Consider the following 18,771-nt stretch of genomic DNA (forward strand, 5'->3'; position numbering starts at 1 on the left):
ATACCAGCACCTTATGAATATATCCGAATTAAGTATACGTCGCCCGGTATTAGCCACAGTATTAACGATCATCATCCTCCTTTTCGGATTCATCGGATACAATTATCTGGGTGTCCGTGAGTATCCGTCGGTGGATAATCCGATCATTTCTGTCAGCTGCTCTTATCCGGGAGCTAATGCCGATGTTATCGAGAATCAAATAACCGAACCGTTGGAACAGAATATCAACGGTATTCCCGGTATCCGTTCTTTGTCCAGTGTGAGTCAGCAGGGACAAAGCCGCATCACGGTAGAATTTGAATTGTCCGTCGATCTGGAAACGGCGGCCAATGACGTACGTGACAAGGTTTCACGTGCCCAGCGTTATCTGCCCCGCGACTGTGACCCTCCGACCGTTTCAAAAGCGGACGCTGACGCCATGCCCATCCTGATGGTTGCTCTTCAAAGTGACAAGCGCACGTTATTGGAATTGAGCGAAATCGCAGATTTGACTGTAAAGGAACAATTACAGACGATTGCCGACGTTAGTAGTGTATCTATCTGGGGAGAAAAACGTTACTCCATGCGCCTCTGGCTCGACCCGGTAAAGATGGCAGGATATGGTATTACTCCTATCGATGTTAAAAATGCCGTGGACAATGAAAACGTGGAACTTCCTTCCGGTAGTATCGAAGGAAATACCACCGAACTGACTATCCGCACACTGGGATTGATGCATACTGCAGATGAATTCAATGATTTGATTATCAAAGAAGAGGATAACCGTATTGTACGTTTCAGTGATATCGGACGTGCAGAACTGGGACCCGCTGATATCAAGAGTTATATGAAAATGAACGGAGTTCCTATGGTAGGTGTCGTAGTCATTCCACAGCCGGGTGCCAACCATATTGAAATCGCGGATGCTGTATATCAGCGCATGGAGCAGATGAAAAAAGATTTGCCGGAAGATGTGCACTATAATTATGGTTTTGACAACACCAAGTTTATCCGCGCATCTATCAATGAGGTTAAATCGACTGTATATGAAGCTTTTGTACTCGTAATCATCATTATCTTCCTCTTCCTGCGTGACTGGCGCGTCACATTAGTGCCTTGTATCGTAATCCCTGTCTCTCTGATCGGAGCATTCTTTGTTATGTATCTGGCAGGATTCTCCATTAATGTACTTTCCATGCTCGCCATCGTACTGTCGGTGGGGTTGGTGGTGGACGACGCCATCGTTATGACAGAAAATATTTATATCCGTATTGAAAAGGGAATGGCTCCCAAAGAAGCGGGAATAGAAGGAGCTAAAGAAATCTTCTTTGCCGTCATCTCAACGACTATCACGCTGGTTGCCGTATTCTTCCCTATCGTCTTTATGGATGGAATGACAGGATGATTGTTCCGGGAATTCAGTATCGTTATTTCGGGTTCAGTCATCATTTCTTCGTTTGCGGCATTGACTTTCACTCCGATGCTGGCAACGAAATTGCTTATAAAGAGGGAAAAGCAAAGTTGGTTTTATGCGAAGACCGAACCATTCTTCGAAGGAATGAACCGGCTATACAGCCGGTCACTTGCCGCTTTCCTCAGCAAACGCTGGATTGCTCTTCCATTTACCTTCATCACCATTTGCCTGATCGGTTTTCTATGGAATGCCATTCCCGCAGAAATGGCTCCACTTGAGGACCGTTCGCAAATCAGTATTAACACCCGGGGGGCAGAAGGTGTCACTTACGAATATATCCGGGATTACACGGAGGATATTAATCAACTGGTAGACTCTATCCTTCCCGATGCGGAAGCTGTTACCGCCCGTGTATCCAGTGGTAGCGGAAATGTACGCATCACATTGAAGGATATGCAAGACCGTAACTACACACAGATGGAAGTTGCCGAGAATATCTCGAAAGCGGTACAGAAGAAAACGATGGCACGTTCATTCGTACAGCAGCAATCTTCTTTCGGCGGACGCCGTGGAAGTATGCCCGTTCAATACGTACTTCAAGCCACCAATCTGGAAAAATTAGAAGAAGTGCTGCCTAAATTTATGGCTAAGGTATACGAAAATCCTGTTTTCCAAATGGCGGACGTCGACTTGAAATTCAGCAAGCCGGAAGCCCGTATACAAATCAACCGTGACAAGTCCAGCATCATGGGGGTAAGCACTAAAAATATTGCTCAGACATTGCAATACGGATTGAGCGGTCAGCGTATGGGATATTTCTATATGAACGGGAAACAGTATGAAATTCTGGGGGAAATCAATCGCCAGCAACGTAACAAGCCTGCCGACCTGAAAGCTATTTATGTACGTAGCAATAATGGGGATATGATTCAGCTGGATAACTTGATTGAACTGGAGAGCGGAATTGCTCCTCCAAAGTTATATCGCTACAACCGGTTTGTGTCTGCTACCATTTCCGCAGGTTTGGCGGATGGCAAAACAATCGGACAAGGTCTCGACGAAATGGACAAGATTGCCAAAGAGACACTCGATGATACCTTCCGTACTGCTCTGGCAGGAGACTCCAAGGAATATCGCGAAAGTTCTTCCAGTCTGATGTTTGCTTTCATTTTGGCAATCCTTCTGATCTATCTGATTCTGGCCGCCCAGTTTGAAAGTTTCAAAGATCCGTTGATTATTATGTTGACAGTGCCGTTGGCTATTGCCGGAGCCTTGGTATTCATGTATTTCAACAATATTACAATGAATATTTTCAGCCAGATCGGTATTATCATGCTGATCGGCCTGGTGGCAAAGAATGGTATTCTTATTGTGGAATTTGCCAATCAGAAGCAGGAAGCCGGAGAGGACAAAATAAACGCTATTAAAGATGCCGCCCTGCAACGCCTACGTCCGATTCTGATGACTAGTGCTTCTACGGTCTTGGGACTTATCCCGCTGGCGTTTGCCACCGGAGAAGGTTGTAACCAACGTATTGCCATGGGTGCGGCAGTTGTGGGCGGTATGGTGGTCTCCACTCTGCTCACGATGTATATTGTACCGGCTATTTACAGTTACATTTCAACTAACCGAATCAAAAAATTACAAGAATGAAACAGAAAGGAATCTGCATGAAACGCATCATCTATATTACCATTGCCTGTGCTTTCTTATCAGTCTCTTTTGCTAAGGCACAACAGATACGCACCCTGAAAGATTGCCTGGAGGAGGGATTACAAAACAATTATTCTCTACGTATCGTACATAATGAAGAGCAGATCAGCAAGAATAATGCAACGCTAGGGAATGCCGGATATCTGCCTACATTGGACTTTTCTGCAGGATACACCGGGAATCTGGACAATATTGAAACAAAAGCGCGTGCTACCGGAGAGATAACAAAAAACAACGGCGTCTACGATCAGACGGTTAACGTCGGTCTCAACCTCAACTGGACTATTTTCGACGGGTTTAATATTAGTACTACATACAAACAGCTGAAAGAACTGGAGCGTCAAGGCGAAACAAATACCCGTATTGCCATTGAGGACTTTATTGCAGCCCTGACTTCGGAATATTATAATTTTATCCAGCAGAAGATCCGTCTGAAAAACTTTCATTATGCAATGTCACTTTCCAAAGAACGCTTGCGTATAGCAGAGGCCAGCCATCTGGTCGGAAAGTTTTCAGGGCTGGATTATCAGCAGGCGAAGGTGGACTTCAATGCAGACAGTGCCCAATATATCAAACAACAGGAATTGCTGCATTCTTCACGAATCCAGTTGAACGAACTGATGGCCAACAACAATGTAAACCAAAACATTATTATCAAAGATTCCACCATCGACGTACACAGCGACTTGCAATTTGATGATTTATGGAATTCCACATTGGCAACCAATGCTTCTTTGCTAAAGGCGGATCAGAATACGGTACTTGCCCAATTGGACTACAAGAAAATAAACTCGCGCAACTATCCGTATCTCAAATTAAATACCGGATATGGATATACGTTCAACAAGTATGACATCAATGCAAACAGCAGAAGAGGTGATCTGGGCTTTAATGCCGGAATAACTGTCGGCTTCAACATATTCGACGGAAACCGACGGAGGGAAAAGAGAAATGCAAGTCTGGCTTTCAAGAATCGTCGTCTGGAACGGCAGGATCTGGAGCTAGCACTCCGTTCCGATCTCAGCAATCTATGGCAAGCCTATCGCAACAACCTTCAGTTGCTGAATCTGGAACGACAGAATCTGATAACTGCCAAGGACAACCACGATATTGCCATGGATCGTTATATACAGGGAGATCTCTCCGGTTTTGAAGTACGCGAAGCACAAAAGAGTTTGTTAGATGCAGAAGAACGCATCCTCTCCGCCGAATACAATACGAAGCTCTGCGAAATATCCCTGTTACAGATCAGTGGAAAAATTACGAAGTATCTGGAATAAGGAAGTAGTTTCCAAACATTAAATAACAAAGCCATGAGAAAACCAAGTCTTTTCTTATTGCTACTTTTTATCCTGACAAACATCTCAGCCCAAAAAGCAGCAGATTACAGAAAACAGCAAAATTACAAAGAATGGGTACACATCGCTCCCAAATTTGACGACGATTTCTTCAAGACGGAAGAAGCTCTACGCATTGGTGACAACGTGTTACTGTATCAGCAAACCACCGGAGGCTGGCCCAAGAATATCTATATGCCGGCAGAACTGACAGAACAGGAATATAAGGCAGCATTAAAGGCCAAAGAGGATACCAACCAAAGCACAATCGACAACAACGCCACCACTACGGAAATCGAATATCTGGCACGGCTTTATCTGGCTACCCAAAAAGAAAAATATAAAGAAGGAGTTCTGAACGGCATCCAATATCTGCTCAAAGCGCAATATGAAAATGGTGGATGGCCTCAATTCTATCCACGCCCCAAAGGTTATTACATACAAATCACCTACAATGACAACGCCATGGTAAGAGTGATGAATCAGCTTCGGGAAATATACGAAAAGAAGACTCCTTACACTTTCCTGCTTGAAGATATCTGCAAACAGGCACGCAAAGCTTTTGATAAAGGCATAGAGTGTATACTCAAAACACAAGTGCGCCAAAACGGAGAATTGGCAGTATGGTGTGCGCAGCACGACCGTGTCACTCTGGAACCATGCAAAGCACGTGCTTACGAACTTCCGTCATTAAGCGGGCAGGAGTCAGACAACATTGTATTACTACTTATGTCACTCCCCAATCCATCTACAGAAGTTGTAAAATCGATAGAAGGAGCCATCAAATGGTTCCAGAAGTCTGAAATCAAAAGGCTACAAAAAGAATATTTCACTAACAGCGAAGGGAAAAAAGACTATCGTATGGTTCCTTGTGAAGACTGCCCCACTCTCTGGGCACGCTTTTATGAACTGGAAACTAACCGGCCCTTCTTCTGTGATCGTGACGGTATAAAAAAATATGATATCTCGGAAATCGGACACGAACGCCGGAATGGTTATAGTTGGTATAACAAAGATGGAAGTAAGGTGCTGAAAAGATACGAGAAATGGAAGAAAGAACAGAATAAATAATCAAAGACTGATATTTACCCTACCAAAGCGAATATCCGGAAAGTCCTTAAAATGAGAAATCCCCTTACTACACGATTGTAATGAGGGGATTTTTTAATTAAAGGCTTTTACACCGTCTTCTCAAAGTCTTATATAAACGGAGTTAAACCGATTATTTAGTACAATTCCACGGTTTCAACTGTTTGAAGAAGTCGTTACCCTTATCATCTACCAGAATAAATGCAGGGAAGTTTTCCACTTCAATCTTCCAGATAGCTTCCATACCCAATTCCGGATATTCCACACACTCGATGCTCTTGATGTTGTTCTGTGCAAGGATAGCTGCCGGACCTCCGATAGAACCAAGGTAGAAACCACCATATTTCTTACAAGCATCTGTCACTTGCTGGCTACGGTTACCTTTTGCCAACATTACCATGCTACCGCCATGACTTTGGAACAGTTCTACATAAGAGTCCATACGTCCTGCTGTAGTAGGACCCATAGAACCACAAGCCATGCCTTCCGGAGTTTTTGCCGGACCTGCATAATAAATAGGATGATCCTTAATATACTGTGGCAAGTCTTCGCCGCGATCCAAACGTTCTTTCAGTTTAGCATGAGCAATGTCACGACCTACGATGATCGTTCCGTTCAATGACAGACGGGTAGCTACCGGATATTTAGTCAGTTCTTTCAGGATTTCCGACATCGGACGGTTCAGGTCGATCTTTACCACATCACCTTCACCTGCCTGACGCAGTTCTACAGGAATAAGCTCACCCGGATTTGAATCCAGTTTCTCAATCCAGATACCTTCCTTATTGATTTTACATTTGATGTTACGGTCGGCAGAGCAAGATACTCCCAAACCTACCGGACAAGAAGCACCGTGACGAGGCAAACGGATGATACGTACGTCATGAGCAAGATATTTACCTCCGAATTGCGCGCCCAATCCAATTTTATGAGCTTCTGCCAAAACTTCTTTTTCCAGTTCGATGTCGCGGAATGCACGGCCATATTCGTTTCCGGTAGTCGGCAGATTGTCATAGAAATGAGTAGAAGCCAGCTTCACTGTCAACAGGTTCTTTTCAGCAGAAGTACCTCCGATAACGAAAGCGATATGATAAGGAGGACAAGCGGCTGTTCCCAATGTTTTCATCTTTTCAACCAGGAACGGAACCAGTGTACCGGGATTCAGGATTGCTTTTGTTTCCTGATACAAATATGTCTTGTTGGCAGATCCACCGCCTTTTGTTACGCAAAGGAACTCATACTCCATGCCTTCGGTAGCTTCGATGTCAATCTGTGCGGGGAGGTTGCATTTGGTATTTACCTCATCGTACATATTCAGAGGCGCATTCTGTGAGTAACGCAGGTTCTCTTCAGTATATGTTTTATATACACCCAGCGAAAGAGCCTCTTCGTCAGAATATCCAGTCCATACCTGTTGTCCTTTTTCACCGTGGATAATAGCAGTACCAGTGTCCTGACAGAAAGGAAGTACACCTTTTGAAGCAACTTCCGCATTGCGCAGGAAAGTCAGTGCCACATACTTATCGTTTTCACTTGCTTCCGGATCACTCAGAATCTTAGCAACTTGTTCGTTGTGTGAACGACGAAGCATGAATGACACATCACGAAAAGCTGCATTAGCCATCACAGTCAAACCTTCTTTCTCAATTTTCAGGATGGGATTTCCTTCAAACTCGCTTACTGATACATAGTCTTTTGTAAGCAGATAATACTCAGTTGTATCTTTTCCCTTCTCAAACATGGGCTGATACTTAAACGGAGGTGTTGCCATAAGTTTCTTATTTTATTACGTAATTGTTAGTTAGTGTGGCAAAGGTAGTATATAAATTAAAAATTAAAGATTAAAAATTAAAGATTAAAACATAATTAACGGAGGAACTCTCCCGTTTATCATTTGCTTATTTTATTCTTGTATGCTTTCGATACGTCTAATAAGCTCGTTTCCAAGAGCTGTTTTATCTTCAATATGTTTCAAGACGGCAGTCACAAAAGTATTGCTTTCGAAATCACCGCGTACTTGCTCAAAATCCTGCTTCATTTCGTCGTGGGAGCCGTCAGCACCAAATCCGGTCATGGAAGACAACGAGAATTCTTTCTTGGCATCCTCATATACCATCTTATCCAATCCGACAACAGCTTGCTGCCATGCTTTCACGATACCGATGATATCTTGTGCTGTAATCGTTTCCGGATCCAGACCGTAGAATTCCTGAATCTTATGATAAGCCCATGTCCATTCATAGGTATAATAGTTCTCATGCATTTCTGCAAAGCTTGCATTGATGGATTTCAAACGATTGACCGTTCCCTTCTCTATCCCATCCAGCAATCGGTCGATCTCACTCTTGGGAGCAATCAGTCCGGAAACATCCACCCACTCCCCAATTCCGATTTCCGTATCAGGTTTCAGTCGTTGACGGATTTCTTCATTGCTCTGGAAGTTGATGCCTTCCAACCGCTTAATGATGGAGTTTCCCAAGAACTTGTGAATTGCGATTTCATAAAAACGAATTCCATTGTTCAGAGAGGAGTTCTTGATTTTAGCACTCTGGTAGGAGTAAATCTCTGAAGTTTCACCGGACACACGTTTCAATTCTTTCAAAATGGAACGTCCTTTAAACATTTTCTGAATGGTATAAGGACTCAACAGATTATAATTGATATAATCCAGCCGGTTCGGATCCTTTCGATTATCACGCTTCGGCCATTTCTGTGCATCACGAATGGTACCTACACTTCTTAAGTTAACTCCCGGAACCAGATAAGTGGTATTCCGCTGCTCTATCAGGTAAGAGAAAGGAAGATTGGAAGTATCGGCATGATTAACATGACGTCCCATTACCAAAGAGAAGGCCCCAACACGTGCCGGCCACAGGATATATGAATCGGAAGTGGTTTTCGCTCCTCTTTCCATCGTTCCCTGATGGATAGGGCCTAACTTATACATGTGATTACTCTGATTGGACCCCGAACCCGCATTCATAAACGAGAACATACCGGCAATCAATAAAGTAGATTTATGGTGTGTCACTGTAAAAGGACCTGCAAAAATAGCACATGCCTCACCGTTCTCTCCCTGACAATTACTGAAAAACAAAGAATCGGAAGCAGAATAATTGTGTCCCAGCTTGCAGGACTGACCGACGAAGCAACGAGTCAGCATCGTGCCGTCATCCACTTTAGAGCCGGAAGAGATAATGAAGTCATCACAGATTACACCGTGTCCGATATGAACAGGTGCCGTCACGTTACTGTTGATGCTGCCATTGGATAAGCGGCAAGTTCCACAGATATGGCAGTAATCTCCAATCCGGACATTCTTGATCGAGCCCGTATTGAGAATCATCACATGATTGCCAATACTGCCGACAGCAGAAGCATGTTTGTTGGAATAATAATCCGCAATGGATTTCATGCGGTTAATCAATTCGGGACGATGGCGGTACAGTGCAAGTATATATGCCTGATGTGCCGACAGCTTGTCGTTCATCAACACTTCACGACCTCCCGTTTCATTCAAGACTGCCACTTCCACCCCATTACCGAAAGTGCTCAACCCATCCACTAAGATAATATCTACATTCTCAATGAAGGTATCACTGCCAATTTCGTAATTAGCAATATAGTTCTGGATATTCTCAATACAACAGTTATCGCCCACCGATACATTATGCAACGTCACATGACGTAATCCCGAATGTTTCTTGATTCCCCCCGGCAATGTAAATTCTGCTTCGAATACTCCCAGTTTCACTTCACCCGAGAAACGGGTATGATGGACGTACTCACAATTAAACCCCTCTGCCACTGATACATTTCCCCAATCATCAGCCAGACACGACTGACTCTTCAACTGAAGTACCTCATCTTCAGTCAATCTACGATAGTCTTTCATTTTTAATAATGTGTTAATGTGCCCATATGCCAATGCGCCAATTCCGATGCAGTACACGCAGCCAGTTGGCACATCAGTACATAAGCATATTGATGAATTATTCCTCTTCTTCGTAGGTCTGATAAAGAAAATCGTTATAGGGATATTTCTGAACGTGTAATTCTTTCACTCGCTGATAAACTACATTTTTCAGTTCGTCTATATTGATTCGTTCGCGGGCGGAAATAAAGAGGCAGTTGTCCTCCATCTTTGCCATCCACGTCTTCATCAGTTCTTCGAGTGTTAAGTTTTCCTTTGTTCGGGGGGTAAGGTCGTCCGGCGCTTTCTCCACGTAGGTGTAAGCGTCTATTTTGTTAAATACAAGTATCATAGGTTTGCCACTGCCACCAATCTCTGCCAGTGTTTTGTTCACCACTTCAATCTGTTCCTCAAATCCGGGGTGGGAAATATCGACTACGTGTACAAGCAGATCCGCTTCACGCACCTCATCCAGCGTTGATTTGAAAGATTCTACCAGATCGGTAGGCAACTTACGAATAAACCCTACCGTATCCGACAACAGGAACGGTAGATTATCGATAATCACTTTGCGTACAGTGGTATCCAACGTTGCAAACAGCTTGTTTTCTGCAAACACTTCGCTCTTTGCGAGAAGGTTCATCATGGTTGATTTTCCCACATTGGTATAACCAACCAGTGCAACACGTATCATACGTCCGCGGTTCTTACGCTGGGTAGCTTTCTGTTTGTCAATGTCTGCCAGACGTTCTTTCAGCAATGACATACGGTTCAGGATGATACGGCGGTCCATCTCGAGCTGTGTTTCACCCGGACCACGAAGTCCCACGGAACCTTTACCACCACCGGCACCGGAACCACCTCCCTGGCGTTCCAAGTGAGTCCAGAGTCGCTGCAAACGTGGCAACATATATTTATACTGTGCCAGTTCTACCTGTGTCTTCGCATTGGCAGTCTGTGCACGCATGGCAAATATATCAAGAATCAGTGAAGTACGGTCCAGTATCTTCACTTTCAGTTCAGCTTCAATATTACGAATCTGTTTCGCAGAAAGTTCGTCATCAAAGATGACCATTCCTACTTCACGTTCTGCTTCCTCTTCGTCATGGATATATTGTCTGATTTCCTCCAACTTTCCCTTTCCGACATAAGTCACAGAGTTAGCCGTCGGTAACTTCTGCGTAAATCGTTTCACAACTTCCGCCCCAGCCGTCTCGGCAAGGAAAGCCAGTTCATCCAGATACTCGTTTGTCTTACGCTCATCCTGCGTTTGTGTGATGAGTCCTACAAGCACTGCTGTTTCTACTTTGGCTTCGGATATTACAAATTCTTTCATTCTTTTATTATATATAATATTGCGGGTGCAAATATAACAAAAAAAAAGAGGACAATGTTTTAGAGGACATTGAAAAAGTCCCCATATTACATTATCCTCATTTTTTATATACTTAGGTTCAGAAATTGTATACCAAACAGCCTCCTATTTTCCTCCAAACTGAAGTTCATCGTTATAGTCCGTCTCATTCAACGGCACATCCCAAGTCCATTTATTAACACCGTCAGCAGGAATAGTAATGGCAACAGAAGGATATGCATTGCCACCTTGTGCAACAGACTTCCGTACCACGGGACGGTTCCAACGCTTGTAGTCACTCCATGCAAAACCTTCACCCCAAAGTTCAAGTTCACGATAATCCATGATTTCATTCCAAAGATCATCACCAATCTTGGTGCAAGTATATGAAGGATTACGTCCGGAAGTGGCATTCAAATCAACCAATGCAGCTTGCGCATCAGTTGGCTTATCCAAAAAATAATTGGCTTCTGCTTCCACCAATACCATTTCCGAAGAACGGATGAAGGGCAAATAAGATACTCCCGGAGTGTCGAACACATAGAATTTCAACTGTGCACCCAAATAATAAGTTCCAGCCTGATAAGGAGCCTCCAAACCGGACACGGCTATTCTGTCTATATAATTTTTCACGTCACTATTCAAAGCATCGTCCCAGAAAATAGCATAATCAGGATCTAACACATCCTCATCCGTCCAATCATATCCGGGAAACTTATCCTCTGTCAGAAACAATGCTTTACGTGCGTCATTGTCAGGAATCCGGTTGATTAATTCGCGACCAATAGCTCCGGCACCTTCATATGCACCTTGTTTGTTCGCATAATAACCGTTACAAGCATACTGTGTGCCATAACTCCAATACCAGTTATTTTCTTGGGAGCTACCGAAACTGCCAAACAACCATTCACTTGTAGGATTACAGAATCCATTCTGATAATCAGTGTTGTTCATTAACGGATATCCCTCACGGGCAAGTTTGGCTTCGGAAAGAGCTTTCCCATAATCCTGTTTAGTCAAGGCAGCACGAGCATAAACAGCGTGGGCGACATTAATGTTCGGAATCCAAACTTTTCCATTTTCACGGTCAAAACCAGATTGCTGAAAAAGAGAAATAGCATCATCCAAATCTTTATAAATTTGCGTATATGTTTCCGCCAATGTAGAGTAAGGCATACTGCCTGTCGACTCATCCAACCGGAGGACAAGGCCTTGAGAAGCCCCGTTGTTGGAATCTTGCCAACGCCAGCAATAATAATGCGTCAGCTTCTCGAAAGCATACGCACGAAATGTCAGTGCAGACGCTTTGATGAAATTCTTTTCGCTATCACTTCCTTCCGCTGCGTCAATATTACAGATAATGGTATTCGCATTACCAATAATCGTATAATAATAGTACCATGCGTATGCATCATAAATGCTATTTGTGCGGTTATGAAACGTCTGATTGAAAATGGGCGCCCATCCGTTCGCATAATAGTTATAATTGTAGTTTTCGCTCGGATAGCTTTCATATTGAATCATAATGTTGTTTTCACCGCAAAAGCCACCACCGAAGTAATATTGCTGGGTAGTCATGATCTTAGCAATTCCATTCAATGCCTTCATGGCATTGTCGGTTGTACCGACAGCATCGCCCGTTCCGATAGAGTCGGTTGGAGCTGTATTAAGATAGTCGCTGCTGCAAGAAAATACCAGTAAAGATGCGCCTGCAACTAAAGCTCCTATAAACAATCTATTGATATATTTTTTCATAATTATTCTTATTGTTTTAAATGTTCCAGTCTTTAGAATTTGACAGTCAGCCCCAAGTTATAAACTCGAGCAGTTACATAAGTATCATCATATTCACCATTAAATGAGAATTGCGGATTCAATCCCTTGCGCGCAGTGACTGTAAAGAGGTTTTCAACACCGGCAGTCAATGTCAATCCACCAATCCCCCAATGATTCAACCATTTCTTCGGTAAACTATAAGACAAATTCAAATTTTTGAATACCAAGTAAGAAGCATTTGCCAACCAACGGTCGCTCACAGCGTTGTTATCAGAAGCGCGGTTAAAATCATAAGCGGGTGTTCCATTAGGATCAATGCGGTCAGCAGATGTAGCAGTCATTCCTTCAGGAACTCCATTCCATGATTTCAACACATCTTTATGCAACGCGGAACCTGATGACATCACTGATGAGCCCATCAACCCCTGATAACTACCATCATACACTTTACCACCCAAACCATAGGTTAACAAAACATTCATGCTCAAATCTTTCCAAGTAAGCGTAGAACGTACAGAACCATAAACCGTAGGTAACGCAGAGCCTGCCCAATCCCGCTTTCCATAAGAAGTTATAGTCGTATAATCCGTACCATTAATCGTAGTCAGCGCATCATTTTCCGCAGCAGCATCCTTTTTATCAGGATCAAGGGTATAAAGCGACTGTCCGGTCATTTGATCAACTCCAACGAAATGATAGGTATAAAATTCATAAATAGAATGACCTTCCGAATAATTTTGTCTACCGTGCAAGATATCTTTTCCATCCGGCAATTTAATCACCTTATTCTTCAGAAAAGTAGCGTCCATTCCGATATTCCATTTCCAGTCTCCTTTATTGACGGCATCCACATCCAAAGAAATTTCAAAACCACGATTGGACACCGTACCAATGTTCCGATATTGAGTAAGGTTCATCGGTGCACCATCATCCACCCAAGGATAGGAACCAGCCGAAAGTGGCAGTCTCACTTCAAACAACAAGTCTTTGGAACGTTTGTCAAAATAGCCAATCTCAAAATTCAAACGATCGAACAAACGACCTTCCAAAGCGAAATCGAATGTCTGGGTAGTTTCCCATTTGATGTCCGGAGCCGATAAAGATTTTTTCAACAAAGCGGCCTCATTAGCATTCTTGTCAATAGTATACAATGCCATATAACCATAATAACTTACGCCTGCGTCGTTACCCACTTCGCCATACGATGCGCGAAGTTTCAAATGGTTTACCCAGTCGATATTCTGCATAAAAGCTTCGCGCTTCACATTCCAACTTGCACCCAATGAATAGAAATTCCCCCAACGATTGTCCGGATGGAAACGGGAAGAACCGTCACGACGGAAAGAAGCCTCAATAAAATAGCGCTCATCATAGTTATAACGTGCACGCGCTAGATAAGACTCTGTTTTATATTCGTCATCATAACCAGCGAAATAAGAATTAGTAAGGAAATTACCCATCGTCAGATTACCATCGACAGCCATACCCGTATTCATTCCATAGGTCACTTTACGCTGCCAGCTATAATTTTCATGCCCCAGCATCACATCCACATTATGTATATTCTTATAAGTATGATTCCAGTTAATTAATTGTTGCATAGTATAATTGGTATACTGGTAAGCATAGTTAGTCAACCGTCCATTGTTTGTGGCACCGTCACCAATCTTGGGGTTATCATATTTCTTATTATTCGAAGTGCTGTTGCTCATATCCCCCTTGACTGTTACTGAAAAGTCATACGGCAGATTAATCGTAGCAAATGCTTGTCCACCCAATACATTACGACGGCTTTCTTCCTTATTATTACGCAATTCGTAAGCAATATTACGATTACTCAAATAAGAAGAAGTAACATCATATTGCTTTTCACCAAATTCATCCAAAGCATAAGAGCCATCGGCATTGTGCATAAACAACGGATATACCGGAGCCATATAACGAACAGTATAAAACGGATTGGCAAAATAATCTCCGGTAGCATTGTCATTGTAATCTCTCTTAGTTATAGACCCGTTTAAGTTAACCCCCGCTTTCAACCATTTGTTTGGAGTATAAACAGTATTAATACGTCCGGAGAAACGTTCGTAACCGGAAGCAATGATATATCCCTTTTCATTCAGATAACCAATAGAGGAATAAACATTCAGTTTCTCGGAAGAGGAACTGGCGGATAAGTTATATTCCTGACGGTATCCATTGCGTTCAATGTCCTTTGCCCAGTCAAGGTCATCATACCCTGGTAACATATTGGCTATCAGTTTGCCATTGGCATCGAATAAAGCATCGTCAGGAGCATCATAAATATTGCGACGCGCATACCCCTTTATAATATTCTTTGTGGCATAATCTGCGGCATCAGCTTCGTTATATCCCAAGCTACCGGTCATGGCATAGTTTTTCAACCCCATCCATGATGTTTCCATCCATTGATTAGCGCCAAGCCGTTCATATTCCGGAATACCACGATTATAAATACCTTGATTTATTTGCAAAGTAATAGTTGGTCTATCCGAGCCACGCCCGCTTTTTGTTGTAATCAACACAACACCGTTAGCAGCACGATTTCCATACAAAGCGGCAGAAGCGGCATCCTTTAAGATAGACATGCTTTCAATATCGTTAGAGTTCAATTCAGCAATATTTCCATCAAAAGGCACACCGTCTACAACAATCAATGGATCGGAAGCTCCTGAAACCAATGTCCCGAAACCACGTATACGGATAGAAGGCGCTTTACCCGGTTCCCCGTATGTATTATTTACCTGAACACCGGGTGCAGACCCTTCAAGCGCTCCGGTCACACTAGTGGTAAGACGCTTTTCTATCTTTTTTGAATCAACCACTGAAATGGAACCTGTCAATGATTCTTTCTTAGCCGTACCATAAGCTACGACTACCACTTCGTCCAATGCTTCTGCATCAGTCTTCATTACCACCCTCATTTTAGGCTTGATAGCCACTTCCTGAGTTTGCATACCGATGTACGAAATCTGCAAAGTCTTTGCAGAACTAATAATTTTGTAATATATTGAATGCTAAACAGTTATCATTCACGCAAACACGTGAAAAAAAAAGTATTATTTGATTAATAATGAACTAGATATTTAATTAACAGCTGATTACAAGAAAAAACGCGAACAGTTCATTTTGCATATGTGATACTATTTCTCTACCCAAATAACACACAATGAGTTAATAATCAGGTAAATAATAGTTTAACTAAAAATATTTATATAGGGTAAGTAGTATCTTGCTGTTTTCAGGCATCTTCATTTGTATATAATTAGTCAGATATTAGTAAACCTCTCAATAAAAATGTTGTTTGCTCTTTTTATTCTAGTGGAGATAAATCTCTTGTAAATATTGCAAAACTTTTTCTCCTTATATATTTAATGATTATGAGATATAAAAGGCCACTCCGAAATTCGAAGTAGCCTTTTATATGATTGTACGGTTTTCTAATTAGAAATCGTCAGCAGGAAATCCAGTACGACGGAATCCGGAAACTTTATAAGTTAATCCATTTTCATCGTCATCAAACTGTACCATGTATACAATACTATCAGCAGGCATACCACTAGGAGTTGTCGCTGCATTCTCTAATACTTTCCCATCACTGATCTTTACTTTAGATTCATAAATAACATTGTTCACAAAATCAGGAGTTGAGAAAGTCCGCTCGGCATAGTTCACATTCACTTTCAATTTATACTCCCAAAAATTATTTAAATCATCCAACCACATTTCAGTATTACTGTTGCTAGCGGTATTATAAGTACTCATTTGTATATGTCCGGCACCATATGGGTCTTCTACTTCTTCTCCATCAATTATTGCATTCACTGTAACCCACCAGTCACCAGCCATTTTTTCAATAGCAGTACCACCTGGTTCTGTGTCGTCATCACATGCCACAACTGTAAAAGCCAGTGAAGCCAAAAGCAATATCATATATTTCTTCATAATCATATTTTTATTTTTTTACTATAATATCAAAAGATAATTGACCGGCATAATCGATGCTCCATCTCAAAGTTCCTGTTGCAGGATCCAACGATGTATTAGTCATTTGATCCATAGAGTCTCCCCAGCCTGCAACATAACTTTCTATAGGAGTAATGGTATTGTCTTCATTTAATTCAAATTTTCCAACCATTGCATAATCTGGTCCGTAGCCTGTACGCTGATCATACCAGCCTCCCAAGAAATCCGTGATATAAAATATTCCCGGTTCTATTTGAAATATTACAATCTCATATCCACTAAAAGCCACAACTGAAGGAACTGTCCGTTTGCTTCCTTCAGCCAAAGTATAAATCCCGGACTGTAGTGGAGAAGGAGTATTATCTGCCACATATACTGTTCTCGTAAAGGTTTTGGCAAAACCATCTTCATTATATGCCGCATACACTAAGTTATAAATACCCGGGGTATTTACATCAACATTTCCTTTTATCTCTACGGATGATGTGATATCTTCCCCATTCATTTCTGCGTAGTATCCAGGCTCTACATAAGGTTGCCCTTTTTCTAAAACAATCTTTGTGTCACCCAGTCTTTCTAACGTTACGAAGTAGGTAACCTTGGAGGTATCATCCGTTGATTTGTCGCAAGACCCGAAGACAAACGACAAACATATCAATATGCTATATGCTATTTTTTTCATATGTAAAACTTGCTAAGTTATTTTTTATTTGATATCCCACCAGATAGGAGTACTTCCCGGTACCCCTGCAGGAGTATTTGCATTCTGTTGACGTGCACTTAACGGATAAGTCATCCGTTTCATCAGCCCGCCTGCTTCCAGCCCATTGGTCCATGGTGCAACTAAATCTCCCGGAGTGTATATTGATTCATTAGCTTGTATCTGTGCTGCCGAATAAGAAGATAGTTGCGGACAATCTGTGCGTCGGATCTCACTCCATGCTTCCATGTGGTCCATATAGAAAAGAGAAACCCATTTCTGCATATAAATCAAATTCAGTTTTTCAATTGATGTGGAAGCTGTAGACCATGCACATGCTCCCTCTAAGATAGTGTTCTCTTGTCCTGTAAATCCGCGAACAGCAAAATCAGCAGTTACCCCTGCTTCATATGCACTTTTCGCATTTGCGTCATCATTCAGAAAGCGAATATAAACTTCTGCTATTAAGAATTGTAATTCAGCCTGAGTAAAAAAGTAAACAGGTTTTGTTGGACCGATGGAATAATCAATAGCACTTACATTTTTATTTTTCCAATTATCAGTACCCAATATGCTTTGCATATGTGTTTTTCCTCCAGGAAGTTGTCCGACATATTTTCCATCTGCATCCGTTTTGTTAATACCATAGGCAATACGTGGGTCTCCTGTACTATTCAAATAAGAAATCAGCGGATATGCAGCGCAATGATTACCCGTCAATCCTACTGCATTTGTATTATACCATGGATTACGTTTGTCTGTTTCATCTACAAAGCAGTCTAATTTAACATCTCCGGTAAAGAATTCATTGTTTTGTACCAGATTTTTCACTTTCTCTGTGTAAGAGGCAACGTCTATATTGGCATCAATGAAACGTAGATACATACGAAGACGGAGAGCATTGGCAAATCCTTTCCATTGAGCAAGATCCTTATTGAACACCAAATCCGGTACGTCCATACCACTTCCATCCAAGACTGACTCTGCTGCATCCATTTCATCCAATACGCCTCTATATACAGTTTCGCCATTATCCCATTTGGGTGTTGCATTGGCATTCCCTTGCAAGGCTTCAGAATAAGGCGAGTCGCTTGTATTGTCTACCATTATTTGAAAAGCGTACGCTCTCAAGATAGTGGTGGCAAAACGGTCTGCCGGATTGGTCGTCTTTTCCAAAACCTGTTTGGCATCTTCTAAAGCACCTGCAAACAAGATTCTATATGAATAGTCCATTTGCTGTGATGATTCTGTAAAAGTGTACTCACATAAAGTATTGTATTGGTTCGCTTCCGGCTTTTGTTCATAGTATTGGGCGAAAAAGCCTGCATAATTATAAATTTCTCCTCCTACTGCCGAAGCGATAGAAGCACTAATGGAAGGGAATATCAAGTCGGCTGTTACCTGATCGTTCATCGGATAGTTCGGGTCGTTGTTGATATCCAAGTCGCAACTTGTAAATAATGCCGTTGTTGCCAATGATGCATATAATAATATTTTCTTCATATTTAT

At 42.1% G+C, this 18,771-nt stretch carries 9 protein-coding genes and 2 pseudogenes; 3 read left to right on the top strand and 8 right to left on the bottom strand.

Going from position 1 to position 18,771, the window contains the following annotated elements:
• Positions 1 to 13: 13 nt before the first annotated feature.
• From I2I13_RS06920 to pelA, 3 genes and pseudogenes are all read left to right on the top strand, one after another.
• Positions 14 to 3,046: pseudogene (locus tag I2I13_RS06920) on the top strand (efflux RND transporter permease subunit).
• A complete protein-coding gene (locus I2I13_RS06925; protein ID WP_195649169.1) occupies positions 3,043 to 4,386 on the top strand; it encodes a TolC family protein in 1,344 nt (447 codons plus the stop codon). Before I2I13_RS06920 ends, I2I13_RS06925 begins: the two are co-directional and overlap by 4 nt.
• 33 nt (positions 4,387 to 4,419) lie before the next feature.
• Positions 4,420 to 5,514, top strand: coding sequence for a pectate lyase (pelA, locus tag I2I13_RS06930; protein WP_195649170.1), 1,095 nt, complete (start codon positions 4,420 to 4,422; stop codon positions 5,512 to 5,514).
• 151 nt (positions 5,515 to 5,665) lie between these two features.
• Here pelA and I2I13_RS06935 read toward each other — a convergent pair whose 3' ends face one another.
• The 8 genes and pseudogenes from I2I13_RS06935 to I2I13_RS06970 all read right to left on the bottom strand — a co-directional run bounded on the left by I2I13_RS06935 (position 5,666) and on the right by I2I13_RS06970 (position 18,765).
• The gene (locus I2I13_RS06935) at positions 5,666 to 7,303 is read right to left on the bottom strand and encodes a fumarate hydratase (protein WP_148365285.1); all 1,638 of its coding nucleotides are present in this window, start codon (positions 7,301 to 7,303) and stop codon (positions 5,666 to 5,668) included.
• A 132-nt stretch (positions 7,304 to 7,435) separates the two neighbouring features.
• Complete coding sequence (locus I2I13_RS06940; protein ID WP_148365286.1) at positions 7,436 to 9,427, bottom strand: DUF4954 family protein; 1,992 nt, start codon at positions 9,425 to 9,427, stop codon at positions 7,436 to 7,438.
• A gap of 97 nt (positions 9,428 to 9,524) precedes the next feature.
• Positions 9,525 to 10,781 carry a GTPase HflX gene (hflX, locus tag I2I13_RS06945; protein ID WP_074637991.1) on the bottom strand — a complete coding sequence of 419 codons (1,257 nt, stop codon included), beginning with the start codon at positions 10,779 to 10,781 and terminating at the stop codon, positions 9,525 to 9,527.
• Between the two features lie 144 nt (positions 10,782 to 10,925).
• Positions 10,926 to 12,554: a RagB/SusD family nutrient uptake outer membrane protein gene (locus tag I2I13_RS06950; RefSeq protein WP_195649171.1), complete on the bottom strand. Its 1,629-nt coding sequence runs from the start codon at positions 12,552 to 12,554 to the stop codon at positions 10,926 to 10,928.
• 32 nt (positions 12,555 to 12,586) lie between these two features.
• A pseudogene (locus I2I13_RS06955) lies at positions 12,587 to 15,589 on the bottom strand (SusC/RagA family TonB-linked outer membrane protein); the annotation flags it as partial.
• 451 nt (positions 15,590 to 16,040) lie between these two features.
• The gene (locus tag I2I13_RS06960; protein ID WP_074638015.1) at positions 16,041 to 16,541 is read right to left on the bottom strand and encodes a lipid-binding protein; all 501 of its coding nucleotides are present in this window, start codon (positions 16,539 to 16,541) and stop codon (positions 16,041 to 16,043) included.
• 10 nt (positions 16,542 to 16,551) lie between these two features.
• The gene (locus tag I2I13_RS06965; protein WP_074637983.1) at positions 16,552 to 17,244 is read right to left on the bottom strand and encodes a BT_2262 family domain-containing protein; all 693 of its coding nucleotides are present in this window, start codon (positions 17,242 to 17,244) and stop codon (positions 16,552 to 16,554) included.
• Positions 17,245 to 17,268: 24 nt separating this feature from the next.
• The gene (locus I2I13_RS06970) at positions 17,269 to 18,765 is read right to left on the bottom strand and encodes a SusD/RagB family nutrient-binding outer membrane lipoprotein (RefSeq protein ID WP_195649173.1); all 1,497 of its coding nucleotides are present in this window, start codon (positions 18,763 to 18,765) and stop codon (positions 17,269 to 17,271) included.
• Positions 18,766 to 18,771 lie beyond the last annotated feature (6 nt).

This window comes from Bacteroides sp. D55t1_190419_B8 (assembly GCF_015558905.1).
Taxonomy (GTDB): domain Bacteria; phylum Bacteroidota; class Bacteroidia; order Bacteroidales; family Bacteroidaceae; genus Bacteroides; species Bacteroides vicugnae.